General features: G+C 47.5%; 14 protein-coding genes. 8 read left to right on the forward strand and 6 right to left on the reverse strand.

All coding sequences use genetic code 11. The annotated features are described in order from the left end of the window. The first annotated feature begins 122 nt into the window (after nt 1–122). Both BUQ91_RS11525 and BUQ91_RS11530 read left to right on the forward strand, forming a co-directional pair. Nucleotides 123–3,998 (forward strand): fibro-slime domain-containing protein, encoded by a 3,876-nt coding sequence (locus BUQ91_RS11525; RefSeq protein ID WP_254842348.1) that lies wholly within the window; start codon nt 123–125, stop codon nt 3,996–3,998. Nucleotides 3,999–4,256: 258 nt separating this feature from the next. After that, on the forward strand, nt 4,257–7,997 hold the full coding sequence (locus tag BUQ91_RS11530) for a fibro-slime domain-containing protein (RefSeq protein WP_074209385.1): 3,741 nt from the start codon (nt 4,257–4,259) through the stop codon (nt 7,995–7,997). Between the two features lie 143 nt (nt 7,998–8,140). Here the strand turns inward: BUQ91_RS11530 and BUQ91_RS11535 are convergent, their stop codons facing one another. Then, nucleotides 8,141–9,676 carry an Rne/Rng family ribonuclease gene (locus BUQ91_RS11535; RefSeq protein ID WP_072830644.1) on the reverse strand — a complete coding sequence of 512 codons (1,536 nt, stop codon included), beginning with the start codon at nt 9,674–9,676 and terminating at the stop codon, nt 8,141–8,143. A gap of 223 nt (nt 9,677–9,899) precedes the next feature. On the opposite strand from BUQ91_RS11535, the gene BUQ91_RS11540 reads away from it, so the two are divergent. Beyond that, nucleotides 9,900–10,586, forward strand: a complete 687-nt coding sequence (locus BUQ91_RS11540) for a hypothetical protein (RefSeq protein ID WP_074209386.1) — start codon at nt 9,900–9,902, stop codon at nt 10,584–10,586. Nucleotides 10,587–10,598: 12 nt separating this feature from the next. Here BUQ91_RS11540 and BUQ91_RS11545 read toward each other — a convergent pair whose 3' ends face one another. The 3 genes from BUQ91_RS11545 to BUQ91_RS11555 are packed head-to-tail and all read right to left on the reverse strand — an operon-like array spanning nt 10,599 to nt 12,685. Further along, nucleotides 10,599–11,573, reverse strand: a complete 975-nt coding sequence (locus tag BUQ91_RS11545; protein ID WP_074209387.1) for a haloacid dehalogenase-like hydrolase — start codon at nt 11,571–11,573, stop codon at nt 10,599–10,601. Between the two features lie 19 nt (nt 11,574–11,592). After that, nucleotides 11,593–12,414: a M23 family metallopeptidase gene (locus BUQ91_RS11550; RefSeq protein ID WP_074209388.1), complete on the reverse strand. Its 822-nt coding sequence runs from the start codon at nt 12,412–12,414 to the stop codon at nt 11,593–11,595. Then, nucleotides 12,401–12,685, reverse strand: coding sequence for a hypothetical protein (locus tag BUQ91_RS11555; RefSeq protein WP_074209389.1), 285 nt, complete (start codon nt 12,683–12,685; stop codon nt 12,401–12,403). Before BUQ91_RS11555 ends, BUQ91_RS11550 begins: the two co-directional genes overlap by 14 nt. 213 nt (nt 12,686–12,898) lie before the next feature. Here BUQ91_RS11555 and dnaN point away from each other — a divergent pair, with 213 nt between their 5' ends. Together dnaN and BUQ91_RS11565 are read left to right on the forward strand one after the other, a co-directional pair. Next, nucleotides 12,899–14,020, forward strand: a complete 1,122-nt coding sequence (gene dnaN / locus BUQ91_RS11560) for a DNA polymerase III subunit beta (RefSeq protein WP_074209390.1) — start codon at nt 12,899–12,901, stop codon at nt 14,018–14,020. A 194-nt stretch (nt 14,021–14,214) separates the two neighbouring features. Beyond that, nucleotides 14,215–14,937: a tRNA 2-thiocytidine biosynthesis TtcA family protein gene (locus BUQ91_RS11565; RefSeq protein WP_074209391.1), complete on the forward strand. Its 723-nt coding sequence runs from the start codon at nt 14,215–14,217 to the stop codon at nt 14,935–14,937. 111 nt (nt 14,938–15,048) lie between these two features. On the opposite strand, the gene BUQ91_RS11570 is transcribed toward BUQ91_RS11565, so the two are convergent. Continuing rightward, nucleotides 15,049–15,687: a fibrobacter succinogenes major paralogous domain-containing protein gene (locus BUQ91_RS11570; RefSeq protein ID WP_074209392.1), complete on the reverse strand. Its 639-nt coding sequence runs from the start codon at nt 15,685–15,687 to the stop codon at nt 15,049–15,051. A gap of 123 nt (nt 15,688–15,810) precedes the next feature. Beyond that, nucleotides 15,811–16,560, reverse strand: coding sequence for a GIY-YIG nuclease family protein (locus tag BUQ91_RS11575; protein WP_074209393.1), 750 nt, complete (start codon nt 16,558–16,560; stop codon nt 15,811–15,813). A 176-nt stretch (nt 16,561–16,736) separates the two neighbouring features. Between BUQ91_RS11575 and BUQ91_RS11580 the strand changes: the two genes are divergently transcribed. Genes BUQ91_RS11580 through BUQ91_RS11590 form a run of 3 tightly spaced genes read left to right on the forward strand, consistent with a single transcriptional unit; the run spans nt 16,737 to nt 19,437 of the window. After that, on the forward strand, nt 16,737–18,005 hold the full coding sequence (locus BUQ91_RS11580) for an AAA family ATPase (RefSeq protein WP_074209394.1): 1,269 nt from the start codon (nt 16,737–16,739) through the stop codon (nt 18,003–18,005). Between the two features lies 1 nt (nt 18,006). Then, nucleotides 18,007–18,750: an RloB family protein gene (locus BUQ91_RS11585; protein ID WP_074209395.1), complete on the forward strand. Its 744-nt coding sequence runs from the start codon at nt 18,007–18,009 to the stop codon at nt 18,748–18,750. A gap of 12 nt (nt 18,751–18,762) precedes the next feature. Next, nucleotides 18,763–19,437, forward strand: a complete 675-nt coding sequence (locus BUQ91_RS11590) for a hypothetical protein (protein ID WP_074209396.1) — start codon at nt 18,763–18,765, stop codon at nt 19,435–19,437. The last annotated feature ends 11 nt before the right edge of the window (nt 19,438–19,448 follow it).

Here is a 19,448-nt window from a genome sequence, read left to right on the forward strand (position 1 = left end):
ACCACAATACTTTATTACTATTTTTTACGCAAAGTGTATGGGAAAAAACTGTGGAATAGGAGGGGGGACTTAAATATTAGGAGTCACGGATGAGGATCAGTGGGCTAATTTCCAGGAGTTTGGTGTGTTTGGCGGTATTCTGTGCCTGTGCGCTTGCGCAGACGGTTGCAGTTGCACACATCATTTACGACGGCAATGTCTTATACTATGCCGACAACGAAAGCAATTTCGTGTACAAATCCCTTGAAAAGGGCGACGACGGCACGTTTACCATCGAATTCACCGACGAACGCCTGGCAAACGGCAAAAAAGACGTCCGCCACCTGCAATTCGGGGTAGGCTGTAACGGCAGCACATGCCATACAGACTTAAGTCCCGACAACAAGCCTCTCCTTGGACAACTATTCCCCCAGTACAGGGAAAACTCCATCCAGGACGGAAAATACATTTACAACAAGATGGAAATCTGGATTGTCATCAACGATGACAAAACGTTGACGATTTCCGACACTAAACCGGTGGTCGCGGTCAAGCCTAAGAAACACATCCGCTTTTTGACCCCGTGGACCAACACCAATGCCATCATGTTCCTGAACGGCATGGAAAACTACATGAGCGCAGTGGGTTCCCCGTATTGCGGTTGGTTCGAAAGCAAGGTTACAAAACCTGCCGACAGCGCATGGGTCTACTTCAAGCAGACCATCGGTACAACATACGTTGGAGCCGATGGCGCCATCGATAGCGACTCTGCCCTCGTCCCTCTATTGCTCGATTCCGCTCTCGCTGTTAGTGACACGATCTGGGTTGTCGCCTACCAGTACGGCGCACCTGAAGTCCATGTCCAATATCCGGGCGTTCTTGGCGAATGCCTCCCGAAAATCCTCCCCGTGATGATGTTCGACTGGTACGATGGTTCCGTGAATTCCGATGGTTCAAAGGACGGGCTCTACAACCACAAGTCCGGTGCAGGCCGCACAGGCTTTGACATGCGTGGCATGCCCATGTATGGTACCGGCACAAGCGAAGACTTTGGTCAAGGCGGTTGCGAAGGTTCCCCGATGACAGGCATGGTCGAAAAGCAACTCGGCATCAACGGCGTCCCTGTGATGGCAAAGAACTTCCCCAGCGGCTGCAAGAATTCCTCGCACCTCAACAACTGGTTTCTCCCCGAAGTTATCTACAATGACGGTGTGAACGCTTATACAAACGTCACATGCCGTGACCTTGAACTCACGCTCACGGATGACGGTTTCTGGCTTGGTCAAAAGGATGACGAAAGTCCCGAACACGGTCTTTTCTTGCTCGACGATTTCCGCTGGCTCGATGCAGCACAGACAATTGAAAACCCGTATTACGATTCTATCAGCGGCGGAAACGATGTTCCGGGCCATCACAACTATGGCTTTGCGATGAAGATCCAAGCGGAATTCGTTTATGTGAAAGGCCAATACTTTGAATTCAATGGCGACGATGACGTGTGGGTGTTCATCAACAACAAACTCGTTGTCGATATTGGCGGACAACATAGAAAAGTCAAGAAATCCGTTAACTTGGACGACCTCGGACTTACGCCGGGCGAAACCTATCCGTTCCACATTTTCTATGCCGAACGCAAGCGCACCCAGTCCAACTTCATGATGCGTACATCCATCGACTTGAAGGTCGAATCCAGCATGTTCCTCACGAACCTTTCTACGGATACGACGCTCATCAAGAAAGAAGTATGGCAGAACATCCGCGAAAAGACGCTCGCGTGCGACTTCTCCGCAAACTCGGAACAAAAACGTACGGAACGCGGCCCGTCTAACTTTACGTTGTTCGGAAAGAGCCTCCCGATGACGGGCGTTGCCTTAGGCAAGCTCGATACCGCATACTACGGTGGCATCACGATTACAAACGATTACACGATGCTCACCATCAACACGACGACAATTTCCCGCATGCAGACTCTTCCGCCGGGAACCTACTACGTCCGTGTATCGCTCAAGAACAACCCGAACGAATTCAAGGACGTTTACTTCACGATTCCGCCCACGGAACTTCCGAACCTCGCATTTGCTGATATCATCGACTCCAACTACTGCTTTATTGCCGACATCGTAAATCAAGACACGCTCTGCCTCGACAAGTACTGGAAACCGCTCGGAAACGAAGTCAGCCGCGACATCAGCAGCGACACGCTCCCCATCAACATGAACAAGAACGAAAAACTTTGGGCAGGCCGTATCTACCCCGTCAATGTTTCTTACGTTGAAGAATGGGCCCACAGCTACAGCGGTATGACTGTTCAAGTTTCGACAAGCGATCCGAAACTCATCGCCTGCGATTCAGTCGGTTCTCCGCTCCCGAATAACGAATTTGTACTTATCGAAGGCAAGAATACATTCTATGTGAAAGCGATAGGAGCCGTTATCAACGGAACTCTTACGATTTCTTCGACAGTCGCAAAGAACAAGAGCGTCAACTGGACAAACATCAACATCGCAGAACCGCCGGTCCCGCAAATCGAAACCGCATACATCTACGATAGAAACGGTGATGGTCGCGGCGACAGCGTCTGGATCAGCTTCAACAAGCCGCTTGGCGGCAACAGCGTGCTCAACGCCATCTCGTTCACGTTCGGACTAACGCATTACGAAACCGCAAGCATCAACTATGCCGAAGGCGCCCGCGAGCTTTCGCTCACCGCCGAAGGCGATGGATTTGGCCCTGCCATATCCACGGGCGGCGCACTTGAACCTTACGCCGGAAAAATCACTGCACTTTACACGTACACGAATCCTGAAGACCATACCATCTCGAACTTCTCTGTAGACGGAGCCCTCAACGATGCCATCGGCCCCATCATTATGGCCGCCGAAATCTCGTACACCGATGACGGAAAGACGACGCTTACACTGACCTTCAGCGAAGGCATTGTCGCTGCAACAGCTAGCTCCAGCTTGTTCGGCTACCGCAGCTACGGCAGCGGCACGCTTTCAACGATTGTTCAAGAAGCCGATTACGTAGCAACGACTCCGCCAAACCGCTGGAAGCTCATCTTCTCCAAAAAGAGTATTTCTGACATCGTTCCCATCGTCGGCGATTCCATACGCATCAAGTCCCCCATCGAAGGCGGACTCGTAGTCGATCTCGTTGGCACTCCGGCACATGTCAAGAACCCATGGGTACGCATCACGGGTGAACAGCGCATTACCGTGACAAGCCCGCCAGTCGTCACCATGGACAAGAACTCCCCCAACTTCGAAAAAACCAAGGAAATCGTCCGCAGCGATTCTGCAACGGTTCCTATCCTTGTTCAAAGCGAAAAGCCGCTTACGGCAACCCAGGTCGGCGAAATTTACGGCACCCAGGGTCACTACCTCGGCGACATGAACATGTCTGAGCTTGTCGAAAACGAAATCAGCGAAATTGCGAAAGTCGTAAAGACAAACACCATCTACGAAGATAAGAATGCCGTCAAGAACGGAAGCCCGTCGACCTCCGTCACGCTCGAAACAATTATCTCCATGATGGACCGCAAGGAGATCACCCCCAAAGAAGCCAAAGAAAGATTCGGCGTAAGCGATGTCATCATCAACGCCTACAAGAACGAGCTCTTGACCAAGGATAACCTGCAGAACTACACGCATGGCACTCCTGAAGACATCAAGACCATCGCCGAATCCATGGCCGACAAGACTGAACTCAGCTACAAGACGATCTACTACACCAGCCTGGGTCATTTCGTCAATAGCGACGAAGGTCGAATTGCCTGCAACGACGATATTTTCAAGAAGGACGGCGCCAAAAACTGCCTCGGAAACGAAGGGCACCTTTACCTCGCCTGGAACATGCGCTCGAAGAAAGGCCGCCTTGCCGGCACAGGTGTGTACATTGCACGCCTCGAAATCCGCCTCATCGTGAACGGAAAGAGAATCACCAAACGCACCCAGGACTTCCTCTGGGGATTCCGCCACGGCAAACTTGCAGTTATCGATTTTGACCTGAATCCATAATTCGCAACTAGGCAATCTATTTTAATAGGCTCCTTCGGGAGCCTTTTTTGCACCCCAAAACGCCATTCTTACGCAATTCGCCATTCTTACGCAATTTTACGCAAAAAACGGAACTTTTCGCCCTCCCTGGGGAATTTTCACCCCAGCGTTGCATTCTTCACAATTTATTTTACAATTTGGTAAATTTTTTTTGATTAATATCACAATATTGAGTGTATTTTCAATATTGATATAGGCTTATTGTACAGGGAGTCGTGGATGCGGTGTAAAAATATTTTCTTCAGCATAGTTTTGCTTCTGTTTACAGCTATTTCATCGATAGCTGGCGAGTATAATATTCTTGTCGTAAACGGGACGACGAAAAACAGTGGAGCGGACCTCTACGTTGTTTTGCAATACAAAAACGCAGCCGGGCGCACCCAAAGATCAAGCTGTACGGCTCTTCGAAGCTATGGCGACGACATGTTTTATGTCAAGGCGACAATCGACGCCGCCGATGAGCCCAAATTGACATTCTACACGAACCGTACTTGCAGCAACAACCGCTCCATCGGTTCAGTTTCCCCGTTGGCAGGTACAGAACCTGTTGCCGAAAACTTCATCCTCACGATTAGCGATGACGGAATAACACAGGTCAACAGCGCAGAACCGATTACCGCTCCAACGACTCCTGGCGACGGCCCCGGCACAAACCCACCACCGCAAGTCAAGAGAAAAGTCATACGCTTCTTCGCTCCGTGGACCAACACATCTGCAATTCTCTATGTCGCTGGCGGCGATTCCGCGAAGATGACCACAGTCAAAAATTACTGCGGATGGTTTGAAGCGAGGATTACCCCGCCCCAAGGCTCCTTGCAAGTCTACTTTAAGCAGACCATCGGCAACCAATACGTCACCGACATCCACAATTCCATCAAGATAACCCCAATTACGCAATCGACTTTGCTCTCGCTCGACGAAGCCGCTGCCGAAGCAGACACCATCTGGGTCAAGGCAGGCAAGGATATCGGAGCCGCAACGACCGTCTATACAAAATACCCCGGTGTTTTAGGCGACTGCCCCACCAAAACACTCCCCGTGATGATGTTTGACTGGTTGCATGGCACAAAGGGCGATGGCGACGCAGAAGGCAAAAACGGCGACCCTGCAAACGGAGTGAGCGCCGACTTCGGTTCTGGCGGATGCGCCCACCATACCAAGGGAATGGTCGAAGAATATCTTAGTCCAAACGGAGTCCCTGTACCGGCAGCAAACTTCCCCGAAAACTGCAAGATTACAACACATCTCGGACAATGGTTCTTGCCCGAAGTCATTGCCCAAAAGAATGGACAGCCCGTTACAAACGCCACTTGCCGTTCCATCGAACTCAATCTTGACAACGACGGTCTTTGGCTTGGACAAAAAGACAAGTCTAGCCCAGAAGGCGGCCTCTTCTTGCTCGATGACTTCCAATACCTCGATGCAGAAAGAACTATCCCCAACCCCTATTTCGACAATATCTCTAGCGGCAGCAAGAGACACAACTACGGCTTTACTATGAAGATCCAGGCCACGTTCGAATACGTTCCTGGCCAGTACTTCGAATTCTTTGGCGATGACGACGTGTGGGTGTTCATCAACAACCGCCTTGTCGTGGATATCGGTGGCCAGCACGCACAAGTTGCGGGAGCCGTTGATTTGGATACGCTCGGACTTCAAGAAGGTGTCAACTATCCGTTCCATATCTTCTATGCCGAACGCCATACTTCCGAATCGAACTTCAAGATGAAAACATCTATCGACTTGAAGACCGAAGCAAGCATTCTCGCAAAAGACCTCTCTGAGGCCGGGCTTATCAATTACGAGATTTACCAGCGCGTCAGCAAGCAGGCTCTTTCTTGCGACTTTTCTGGAGCAACGACTACAGATACAGTCGTGGCACCTTCGAACTTCACCTTGATTGGTAGCGGTGCATACGCCGAGGGTGTTCCTCTGGATAGCGTTGGCGTCTGGTACGGTGGCATTACCATCAAACCGGGCTACACAGGATTTACCATCAATACCGAGATGATTCGCCAAATGCGTACGCTCCCGCCGGGAACTTACCAATTGCGCTTCTCCTTGCAAACCGATGAAACCCAGTACAACGAAATTACATTTGTCATCGACAAGTACGACTCCCCCGAAATCTATTACGCTCGCGTCGATAACCAAAACAAATGGACTCCGCTCGGAACCAAGAATATGGCCACGGGCGCCAACGAAGTCGACGGAACCATTGATACGCTCGGCAAGTGGGTCAACACGCGCTACCCTGTAAACGTGATGTTCGAAGAATGGGCTACATTTGACGATGTCGTCTATGTCATCACAAACAATGTTGCAGTCACCCCCTGCGACGAAAACGGCAACCCCATTACCGCCATTACGCTCAAGAACGGCAAGGCGACATTCTACGTCAAGGCAACCGCTCCGGTTCAAGGAATCAAGCTCATTGTCTCTAGCGCAGACGAAACACAGCAAGCCATTTGGAAGAACATTTCGTTCAAGGAACCGCCTGTACCGCAGATTGTTTATGCAAGCATCTTCGACAGGGACGGTGACGGTCGCGGCGACAGCGTTTATGCAAAGCTCAACAAGCCCGTCGGCACTTTGAACAAAATGCTAGTCAGCATGGATTCCGTGCAGTTGGAATTTGGCGAAACGTTCCCGACCATTATCGATCCGACCAGCATTAAAACAAACGATTATGACAGCACCATGATAATCACGGCGCTCGGCGGCTTCGGAACCGTTCCGTTTACCGGCGGCGGAGAATCTGTCTATAGCGGCAAAATCACGCCGTTCTGGAAATATACGGAAGGAGCCACCCCGACAACAATAAGCCTCACAAGCGATGTTGCCGACTCCATTGGCCCTGTCATTACAGCTGCAGAAATTTCTTACAGCGATGACGGTTCGACAGTCCTTCAAGTCACATTCAGCGAAGGGCTTGACTGCGAAAACGATGTCGATGCAAGTTACTTCACGTACTTCTTCAAGCAAACAGGTCTCGAAAGACATGACATTGTCCCGGACATCATTGCAAAAGAAAAGAAGTACAGATGGAGACTCATCTTTAGGAGTTCCAGCAACGACAAGGAAAACATCCCGGTCATGGGCGATTCCATCAAGCTCGTTCCTGGTGTTCACACAGACCTTCTCCACAGAAGCACTCCGCTTAACAACCCGTTTGTCCGCATCTCCGGCGAACAGAAAGTTGTTGTTACAAGCGCTCCGGTCGTAACGATTGGCGAAACGGAAACTTCTAGAGAAATCATCACGAGCCCCACGACGACAGTCCCGAAGATTGTACCCGAAGACCAGCCCAAAACGGCAAAGGAAGTCGCAACCGAATACGGAGCGCAAGGGCATTATCTTGGCGACTTGAGTCTATCTAGCTTGGTGAAGGATGAAGTCACAAACCTTGAAGCTGCGGTCAAGAATTTCAACGCCTCGAGCGTCGAAAAGGGCGGCCCGCATCTCGAAGAAGTGCTCATTCAGGTGCAAGCAGGTGCAATGAGTATCGATCAGGCGAACAAGACATTCCATCTTGGCGACGAAATCGTGGATGCCTATAAGAACAACGTCATTAACGCGACCGATGTAACAGGCATTGCAAACGGCAATTCCTCTGTAATCGAAAAAATCAAGAATGATCTTGCAGCAAAGACCTCGCTTGAGTACCATACGCAGTACTTCACAAGCCTTGGTATATTCGTGAACAGCAATTCCGGTTCGCTGACATGTGCAGATACACTCTACAACGGGAACTGCCTCGATAGCAATAACGATGGCAAGATATTCCTCGCCTGGAACATGCGTTCCAAGAATGGAAGACTCGTTGGCACAGGCGTCTATATTGCAAGACTTACATATAAGATTAGAATCGGGAAAAGAGTCATTGTAGACCGTACGCAGGACTTCTTGTGGGGCGTGCGTCACGGAAAGACAAAAGGCTTTACTCTCGAGCTCTACTAGGACTTCCTCCTCTCTCTAAAGGCGCCTGCGATGGGCAGGCGTCTTTTTTTGTGCGTATTTTTTAGAATAAAAAAAATCCCGGCAGAGCCGGGACTTTTTGCGTTTAAAACGCTAATGCCTTCGCGAGAATCGCGGATGACAACTTATGCGAAGTTGTACAAATCCGTAATGTCTTCGTTGTTCTTGTCGTACATCCAGAACTGGTTGATGTGGGCATATTCATCTTCCACGAGGGAGATCTTGATGTTATGCTTGTATTCCAGATAGTTGAACATACGGTTCAAGTCCTTGCAAAGAACATCGATGACCGGAGCGCTGACCACGAGGGTAACCTCGCGGAGACGACCCTTGGTATGGGCACGTGCAAGCCAGCGGTCAATCATACCAAGCGTCGATTCCAGTGTGGCAATACGGCCACTGCCGTTGCACACTGGGCAGCACTCGGTCTTCTCGGTCATGAGGTTCACGCGGACGCGCTTACGGGTCACTTCCATGAGACCGAACTGGCTAATCGGAGCCGGGCTGATCGGGGCCTTGTCACGGCGGATCGCCTTGCGGAATTCCTGATAAACGGCTTCGCGGTCTTCGTCCGTTTCCATATCGATGAAGTCGATGATGATAAGACCACCCACATCGCGGAGACGGAGCTGCTTTGCAATTTCATGGCAAGCATCGAGGTTTGTCTCGAGAATGATCTTGCCCTGGTCCTTGCCATGAACCTTCGGACCGGTGTTCACGTCGATAGAGACGAGAGCTTCGGTCTGTTCAATGACGAGGTTTCCACCGCGCGGAAGCGGAACCTGGCGCTGCAAAGAGCGAGCGTAGTCGTTTTCAATCTTGAAGTATTCGAACAAGCTTTCGCTGGAACTCCAGAGCTTCACTTTGTCGAGCTTATCCGGAGAAAGAACCTTCAGGTAATCGCGGAGAGCGAAGTATTCGTCGCGGTTGTCGATGTACACGTAGTCCGTGTTGTCACCGAAGTATTCGCGAACAGTCTGTTCGATAGAATCGGATTCTTCGTAAATGCAGGTCTCGGGCGGCATGGTTTCGAAGTTGTACTTCGTCTGTTCCCACTTGCTTTCGAGTTCGCGCATCTGCTTGTTGATTTCGAATTCGGATTCGTTGAGGCCGTTAGTGCGGACAATGTAACCCACATCGCGGCCCTTAAGACGGCGGACAGCCTTCTTGAACTCGCGGCGCTTGACCGGATCACGTTCACGCTTGGAGACGCCCACAAAATTTGTACCGGGCATGCAAACCAAGAAACGGCCAGCAAAGCTCAAGTGTGTCGTCAAACGGGCACCCTTGGTGCTAATCGGTTCCTTGACCACCTGCACCATGATTTCTTGGCCTTCCTGGAGAATTTCGTCGATCGAAATTTCCTTAGAGGCATCGCCTTCGTCATCATCGTCACCATATTCGCGGCGCAACAGTTCGTTGCGGTCCATGGCGTCTTCCTGATGCAAAAAGCCAGCCTTCTCAAGACCAATGTCAATGAATGCCGCCTTGAGTGCGGGAAGCACCTTCTGAACGACACCCTTATAAATATTGCCCAGAACTCGATTAGACGAAACACCTTCAACAACCAATTCTGCGAGTTCACCATCTTCCATGATGGCGATACGCTTTTCGTACGGCGTTTTACTAATCAAGATTCCGCGCTTACACTTATTTGCCATTAAAACTCCTAAAGGGTAAAGCAAAACTTGATAGATATCCCCAAGACCAGTCCAAAAGTATGGACCGTGTCCGAGCTCCCTTTGTTTCTTGACGGAAAGTACCGCCCGCCTGCATAGCAAAGCCTGGGGACCATAAATATAACAAGTGGTTGGTGGTTAGTGGTTAATAGTTGGTAGATTTGTAGGGAGAATTAGGAATTGGAAGAAATTATATTTATCCGCGATGAAAAATTGTGCCGAAAATCAAGCAGAAGAATCTTTGGAAGCGTTCAAGAAGCGTATTCGCAAGCTCTCGTACGATGAACTTTATGACGAGCTAGACGCCGCCGAAAAAGCAGAGTCCGAGGAACGCATTGCAATCGTCGAAAAACGGATTGACGAACTTGAGCCGATTGAAAAAAAGAAAAAGGAACTCCAAGAAGAAGAGGAAAAACTCAAAAGAGCCATTGGATTGTGGCCGCTAGTCACTGTTTTTGGAGGCGCTTATGTGGCAAAACAAATTGCTTTTTTCTTGCAAAACAAACAGTTTGGTTCATCAGAAGCTCTCAAAACAATCAGCAACCTCGAAGTCTTGCCATACGTTCCTTACGCAAGCGCAGTCGTCGGCATTATTCTAGCTTATTTATGGAGCTATCTGCGCCAAAAGAACAGAACTTTCGACTTAGGCATCACCGGATTTTGTTTATCTAAAGCATCAGCAGGCTTGTTCTTGGGGAGCTATCCTGGATTTTTCATCACACCGGGAGCCACTCTTTCTCGAGTTATCGGCGGTATCGTTGCCACGTTTTCATTAGTATTTATGTACAACATATTCACCGGAAAACATACCGGGCGTTTTTTCGATAACGCATGGCCATTGCTGTTGATAACTATTGCAGTCGAACAAATCGGCTGGCTGGAATATTTGTAATTCGGGAAATAGTTAGCTCAAGTGCGTAGGTGGAGCGCCGGCACTGTTGCGGATAGCAGCCTGCTTGCGTTCCACGATGGAATCGGCAATGGCGCGAACCTTTTCGGTGAGCCAAAGCCATGACTGGCTTCCTGTTTCGTAATCGGCTTCGCCGAACATCTGCACGCGATTGTCACGACGGAGTGCATCGACTTGACGGAACGCTTTCACGTCGCCCTTGGGGTAAACGGCGAACGTGCTACCGCCATTGTAATTGAGGATGCTGAATGCGGGAACATCGCTCGGACCATCGGCAATATAAATCATGTTTTCGAAAGGCACGCGGCGGCTTTCGCGGGCAATCGAAGAGTTGACATCAATCGTATCAGGATACTTGTTGCTGCCCTTGTTGATTTCAAAGAGGTAGCGCGTCTTGGAAGTATTATCGAGCGCCGATGCAATCTGCGAAATTTCTCGAGATGCTTCGTGAATGTCCGCGGCATCCGAGACATCTGCGCTATTCAAGAATCCCGGCTGGGCCGGAGTTTCAATAAATTCGCAACCGTAAATACCATCAACAAACGGAGCAATTGCACTCCCGCGAATCGTTTCGGCAAATCCAGTGCTTACAACATAATGTTCCAAGCGGATATCGAACGCCTTGTATTTTTCGTCATCGTTGATGAGCGATTTTACCTCGCCAAAAAATTGCGGTAACCCCGGATAAAATTTGAGTTCCTTGCCAAACTCACGCAAAAGCGCATTGTTCAAGCCCTTGAAAAGCCCCGCTTTCACGTAAGTCAAGATATGGTTCAAATAGCTCGTATCGGAATTGACGGAAATTCCCTGCTTGCCATAATAAGCCTTGAGCGCATTCACCTCTTGCCAAAACTTGCCGCCATCGACATTGAAATGCCTGAAAAGCGGTTCCTGCATGTAAGAACTGATGAGGGTTTTGTCGCAATCCCACACCATAGCAATGATATTTTGTTCAAAAGGCGATTTCATATTTCCAATCGAAAAAAATTTATTTCGTTATAAAATAATCTTCGGGGTTGACGGGGACACCATTTACGCGAATTTCGTAATGCAAGCCAAGACTCGACTGGAGACCACTTTTTCCAATAATTGCAATCGGGTCACCACGACGAACTTTAGCGCCTTGTTTCAAAAGCGTTTCGCCAAGATGCGCATAAAACGTCTTCACATGTTCCATGTGCTCAATCTTCATGGTCAATCCGAAACCGCGATGTTTGCGAACTTCAACGACCGTCCCGCCGCCAGTTGCGTAAACCGTATCGCCTTCTGCAGCTAGAAAATCCACACCTCTATGCGGAAGTTCCTGGTCGGTAAACGCATCGAACACCATCTCGAAACGGCTCTTGATATCATGATGATTCTTGAGCGGATGAAGCACCGGAACGCGCGCCGCAAGCGCAGAATCTCTTTCCAAAATATTCAACGTTTTGCGAAGCGTCGCTCTCATTTCAGGCAAATTCTTTTTCGGAGAACCATCGTCTTCTGAGCCACCTTCAAGAGTGAACCCCAACCCGCCAAGTTTCATGGAACTATCGCGGACCATGCGCGTTTCTTCAATCTTCAAAATTGTCGTATCGACCACCGTTCGGATTTTCTTGATTTCATCCTTGATAACCGAATTTTGGTGATAGACGTCCATCAAGTTGCCGTTCGACAAGTTCTCCACAATCTGAAACGGCGAGAACATAATAAAACCCAAAATCGCACAAATAGTTAGAACAACATAAATTACAACTTTACGGACAGAGAACGTTATATCGCGCCCTTTGGTATCCTGGTTCGGATAAATGTGCACCTCAAGTTTTTTCACTAGGACCTTCGGCTTTGTTCAGTTTCTGTTCAAGTTCGGCGATCTGCTTTTTGATTTCGAAAATAGCCCCCACGGCCTCGACCGTAGACGGGTCATCCTTGATGGAATCGAGACGGCCTTCCTGAATGGCCTCGTAAACATGTTGTCCGAGCAACTGGAACTTGGCCTTGAGCTTAGACTCCACCATCGACAATTCAACACGCGAAAGTACGTTAGACGCACAGTCCTTAGCCGTATTTTTCAGCTTATTTAGAGTATTTTCATTTATCATATCATTCGACCTGCCTCTAAAATAGTAGATTTCTCGATATAAAACAACGGAGAATTTCCTATGAGTCGTAGCGATCGCAGAAGAGCAAAGCAAAACGTCAAAAAATTCGTACCAAAGAAGTCTAATGCGCTGGATAAACGAGTTATCGTGGCCCTCGCAATCATCGTCGTTGTATTTTTCGTAGGAACCATGATCATCCAGAGGGGCTAATTCATGAAGTTTACCATCCAAAAGAATGTATTGCAGGATGCCTTGCAGGCAGCGATTAGCGCCGTCCCGAACAAGTCCACCATTCAGATCCTCAACAACTTTTCACTCCGTCTCGAAGGCAACTTCCTCGAAGTGAGCGCCACCGACTTGGACCTCGGTATCAGGGTCAAGGTGGAAGTGCAGGGCGAACGTGATGGCGCAGTCGTCATCAACGCACGCAAGTTGTTCGACCAGGTGAAGAGCCTTGTGGACCCGAGCATCACGAACATTACTTTTGATGCACAGGATTACTTGGTCAAGATCCAGTGGAGCGAACGCGGTAAAGCAAGCATTATCGGTTTTGATGCAAACGACTTCCCGCCGTTCCCGGAAATCGAAAATGGCGAAACGCTCAACATCGCCGCAAGCGAACTTGCATTCCTCGCCGAAAAGACCTTGTTTGCTACCTCTACCGATTCTACCCGCTTGAGCTTGAACGGCGTGTTCCTCGAAGCAAAGGACGGCAAGATTTCCATGGTCGCTACCGACGGTCACCGTTTGGGCCGCGCAGCAATCGACCAAGAAGGCGCAGAACTTTCGAACGGCGTCATTATCCCGCACAAGGCTTTGCAGCACATTTTGCACATGGCCAAGGGCGATTCCACAGTCGAAGTCCGCACCTCTTCAACACACATCCTCTTTAACACCGGTTCTATCCAGGTGATTTCTAAGCTGTACGAAGGACCGTATCCGAGCTACCGCTCCGTGATCCCGACGCAGTTTGAACGCACCGCACAGGCCAACACTACGGAATTCCAGAACAAGATCCGCAGCGTGATTTCTATGGCTAACGCACGCACACGCAAGATCCGTTTGCAGTTCGACGGCAACATCCTCGAACTCAGCGCCACGGACCCGGATGTCGGCGGCGATTCTCGCGAAGCACTCGCCATTACGCACAACGGCGAAGGCAGCTTCTGCATTGGCTTTAACGGCCAGTTCCTCGCAGAAATCCTCGGCATGTGCAAGAGCGAAGAAGTCATCATGAAGATGAACAACCCGCTCGGCGCTTGCATCATCGAACCGGTTGGCGAAAACATGAACTTCTCGTTCTTGTTGATGCCGACGCACCTGACGGACAACTAACCGCAGTTCGGACAAATTTAAGGGCTCTCGAGAGAGAGCCTTTTTTGTTGAAATGTATCTGTAGATGGGAATGCGGCAAGTTCAAACGGAACTGCGATTGCAAGAGGAAATGCCGCGAGATTCAATCGGGAATCGCCGCGAAAAGTTAATTGGGAACGCGTGAGAAAAACGCGCACGTTTTGAACAAAGTAATTATGTCAAGTCAAATACGCAAGAGAGTCAATAAAAAAATCACGAAAGCTATTCACGACTTCAACTTGATTGAAGACGGAGACCGCGTGCTCATCGCCACAAGCGGCGGCAAGGATTCTAGCGTTCTCTTGATGGAACTCGCCGCAAGACTCGGCAAATTCGGGCCCAAGTGCGAACTTGCCGCCATCCACATCCAAAGCGATTTTGCAGACAAGGCGCCCCGCGAATTTTTGCAGCGCATGGCAGAAGAATATCCGCAAGTGCCGTTCTACTTTAAGGATGTCGCCGTAGAAGCACGCCTCAAAGAAGGCCGCAAGCTCAACTGTTATTGGTGCAGCACGCAGCGCCGCACGGAACTCATCAAATTCGCAAGCGAAAACAACTTCAACAAGATTGCGCTCGGCCACCACATGGATGACATCGTCGAGACGCTTTTGATGAACATGCTGTACAAAGGCGAATTCAGCGGCATGCCGCCAATGGTGCCGTACGAGAAGTATCCGTGCAGCATTATCCGCCCGCTCTGCTACTGCGAAGAAAGCGAAATCATCGCCTACGCCGAAGACGCGGACATTCGCAAGTTTACCTGCAACTGCGAATTCTCGAAAGCAAGCCACCGCAAAACCATCCGCGAAGAAATCAAAAGCCTAACGAAAGGAAGTTCCACGCTCAAAGCAAACTTGTTCGAAAGCATGAGAAATATCAGAATGGATTATTTGCTGTAAGACTGCAGGAAACGCAAAAGGAACCGCGCCGGGAATGTGAATGCTTTGAGAACTGCGCGAGAAATGCGCGCGCCCGACATTGTCATGCCCGCCTCCGAGCGGGCACCTCCTTTATGGCGTTACACATCTTACGGATCGATAGTCCGCCTTCGCGAACGCGTTCAAGCTCGCCGCATCACTGCTGAACGACAAGAACAAGTAATATGCATTCGATTCAGGATTTTCAGCATCTTCCGTCGCACTCCAAAAGTACGCATACCCACCAATACCATCGAACTTGCCTCCAGTAACTGTACCATCATCCGTTTTCAAAACTGCGCCGCGATAACCCGCCGGAAGCGCGTTGAATCCGAATTCATCCGTGCCGTTTCCTTTCTTGAACCAACCATCTTTAGCCTTCAAAGCCGCGCCCGCATCGCCTTTGGACGACGCCACGCCATCCTTGAACATCTCCGCAATAAGTTTTTCGAAATCCACTTTCGTCGGGAGGCGCCAACCCTCAGGGCAAACCGTTTTCGCCTCCGCCCATGTATAGAGCCTCCCCAGGCGCTTGCAATTTCGCGAGTCCCCATCCGGACAAACACTCGCCTCCGTTTTGTAATTCAGATTCTCCGCCATCCATGTGAGATCGCCAATCTTCACAACATCATAGCTCTGCCCGTCACGCGGATCCGTGAAAGACTCGGAACAAGCCGAGAGGAAGAAAGAAAGAGCGGCGATAGTGAAAGAGGTGTGGAATGGGATGCGCATAGGGAGAATTTAAAATATTTTAATTCACTATTTTTCTATCACCATATATTTTTGATTACTTGTAAAGTAGAATCCACCACCATTGGGATATGGATAAAAGAGAACATAGATTACATCAATAAGCTATTTCTTCTTCAACGCACAAATTTGTTTGACAATATTTTTTACAACTTCCATATCTGTATCTTCATTGAAACGAAGCGCGTATTGAGCAGACGGCCATTGTCTATTGGATATGTCATACACCAAGCCCGATTCGTCTTTGATAGAACCCAATTTAACATTCAAAACCATTTCAATCCACCCGCTTTTAGGCCAAAGGCAAACAATATTGCAATGTTTTCCTTCACCCTTTTTAAATGCAACATACCTTTGCAAGGGTTTCGGTTTAATGGCATTATCAATAGAAAGAATTACATTGCTTATTTTATTGAATAACAAAGCAATCTCTGTTTTAGGCGGGAATAAAGATTCAACAGAATATTCTTCATCAGCAGGCTCTGGTTTATCGGATTCGTTTACCTCATAGAGTTTTAGTTTGTCACTCCGACCATGCATTTGCGCTATTGCAGAAAGCATGTCATAGGCATCCCAAGGATCAATCTCAAAAAACTCCCTATTTGGAGAAATCCTTAAACCAGGGTTAAGCAACTGAATGAGATTATGAACCAACTTATCAGGATCTTTTGTTCCATTTATTCTGGGGATTTCATAGGTACAATAAACCTTGTACGGAAGAGGAACAGATGTTCCGGATAAATCCCTAACACGCCTTTCGACATCTTCGGCATACCCTATCTTTATCCAGTTTGCCTTATGGAAACTTTCATTGGTAAGGACATAAATAAAGCCAGTCTTTTCTTTCTGTTCCATTATTCACCTCTCTACAGAAACATAATATAATTCAGTGCAATTTTTTGCGTTTGCGCCCCCAAATTATTAAATTTTGATACTTTTTCTCATTTTTAAGTAATAAAACTTGCTCTTCACGCAAAAACAATGTAAATTTTGAGAAAATCTCTCAAAAAAAACATTCAAAGGCAGCAAATATGCTTGTATCGTTTACTGTAGGAAATTTCCGTTCGTTCAAAGAGAACAAGACCTTTTCCATGAAGGCCACCTCCATTCAGGAACTCAAGGAATTCATACGCGAAGATAACAACTTCAAACTGCTACCATCTATAGCCATTTACGGAGCGAATTCCAGCGGCAAAAGCAATTTGCTTTCGGCTATAGGAATGATGAAAAAGATTCTGCTTTCTTCCGTTAAGACAAATCCAACAGAAGAACTGAAAACAGACCCTTTTAAATTAGACGAACTTTATCCGCAAAAACCGACTTTTTTCGAAGTCGTATTCACATCGAGCGATGACACCTATAAGTATGGCTTTGAATATAGTCCAAGAAAAATTAATAGAGAATGGCTGTATACAATCAAAAACGATAAGGAAAAGCGTCTTTTTATTCGAAACAACGATGGTATAGGCGTTAGCAAAGATTTTCCTGAAGGAAAAGACAAAGAAGAATCTACAGCAGACAACCGCTTATTTTTGTCTCTTGTAGCACAGTTGAACGGGAAAACATCAAAATCTATAATGGGATGGTTTGAAGATTTGAGAGTCACTTCCGGCGTAAAGGACGACGATTTTAAGACCTTCTCAATCAAATATTTGTTTGCAGCCAATGAAAAATCGGAAAAAGCAAAAAGTTTTCTTAATGGAATGGATTTAGGATTTTCTAATATCAGAGAATCCGAAACAGGATTAAAAAAGTATGCCCGCGACAATATTACAGGGTTAGAAGCATTATTAAACTTCATTCCCGATGAACTAAACAATGCTCTAAAATTTCCAACACTCGAAACAGGGCACATTGTTCGAAAAAAAGATGGCTCATCAAGCGAAGCCTTCTTTTCCAATGATGAAATGGAATCTGAAGGAACGAAAAAAATCATCAATATGTCAGGGCCGATTATAGACACACTTGAAAAGGGCGGAATAATCGTTATTGATGAATTTGACGCCAAGCTCCACCCCCTACTCACCAAGAAAATCATTGAATTATTTAATTCTCCCGAGACAAATGCAAACAAGGCTCAACTGATATTCGCGACACATGACACAAACTTGCTCAGCAACAAGATTTTCCGCAGGGATCAAATCTGGTTTGCAGAAAAGAACCGCGAAGACGAATCGACCGACATCTATCCGCTTAGCGAAATCAAAGAACAAAACGGGGAAAAGATAAGATACGATCGAGTTTACGAGAAAGACTACATCAATGGCAGATATGGCGCAATTCCTTACTTGAGAGGTTAATATGAAAAAACTCTCGTTAGAAGAAATTGCACAAGAAGAAAAAATACACGCACAACGAATTGAGCAGGAATCGCAAGCCAAAGAGCGATTTGTAAAGCTCACATTTTTGATTGCAACCGAAGGCACACAGACTGAGCCGAATTATTTCAATGCACTCAAAGCGGAGCTCGAAAAATCGAACAGATTCAACATCGACATTTCCGTGCAAGGCAAAGGGAAATCGACAACAGCACTTGTCAGCAAAGTTCATCGCCAGATAAAATACAACCACCAAGAATACGACCGCGTCTGGGTCGTATTTGACCGGGATGAATTTCCCGATTTTGACGAAGCCATCCAACAAGCCGCAGAACACAAAATCAATTGCGCTTGGTCAAACGAAAGTTTTGAACTTTGGCTACTACTGCATTTCAAAGATGTTTCTGAACGCACAAGTCGCAAAGACCTTTGTGATTTGCTAGAAGAAGCCATCCGTAACGAATTGCATAAAACCGACCCGAACGCCCTCTACGACTACACCAAAGGCAACATCAAAATCTACGAGCATGCAACAACTCTCGGCAACGAAGCAAAAGCTTTCGCAAGAGCTGAAGCCCTTAGGAATAATTTTAAGGGTTCAGCAAATGCTCCAAGCATGCAAAATCCTTGCACACATGTAGATGAACTTGTATTTGAACTGAGAAATCCAGAACTGACGGCTGAGAAAGTTAGGGAAGAAGAAAAGAACGAAAACTCAAGCTACTAAAGGTTATTCCAAATGATTCTCGATAACGATCCACTCGGTTTATACAGCATCGACATCAAATATGAAGGTTCAACAAGTGCGACCCAATACTGTATTGATGACTTTATGAAGCATCTCTATGGAAGTCGCAAAATTGTGGACATGACAATCCTGACCTGCGAAAATTACCACGCGCTCATGTTATGCTTTGAAAATCAGGATTACATTGTCTTTATCAAAAGCGGATTGACTTCAGGTTATCTAGGCACAGGCCCCAATGGAACATCTCTTATTATCCGCCTTGCCGAAGAAGCAGGAATTACTATTAAAGAACTGAACGCAGCACCTTCGCTATTCAAGAGAATCAATTCTTCTCTCGCTACAGTAAAAGATGTAGAATTCATAAAAAAGAACAGCAAGGAAAGTCTTGATTACGACCGTCTTTGCCTAAAGAATGTCAATAAAGAATATGTCCAACAAGCAAAGGACTCCTTCAAGAAAAACAAGGACATCATTTTCGTTAGGGCTGAAGATGAAAAGACAAAAGACTCTGTTGAGATTAATCTAGAGAAAATAAACAAAAAAATAGACTTACTCATAAAGAAATTGGACAAAATCGAAATTAATACCAATAATTCCAGTCTTTCATCAACACTAAAAGAAATTCTGTCAATTGTATCGTCTATAAAAACAGTTTTCGGACAATAGAAAGAAAACAT

Origin of the sequence: Fibrobacter sp. UWB11 (assembly GCF_900143015.1) — a bacterium.
Classification (GTDB): Bacteria; Fibrobacterota; Fibrobacteria; order Fibrobacterales; family Fibrobacteraceae; genus Fibrobacter.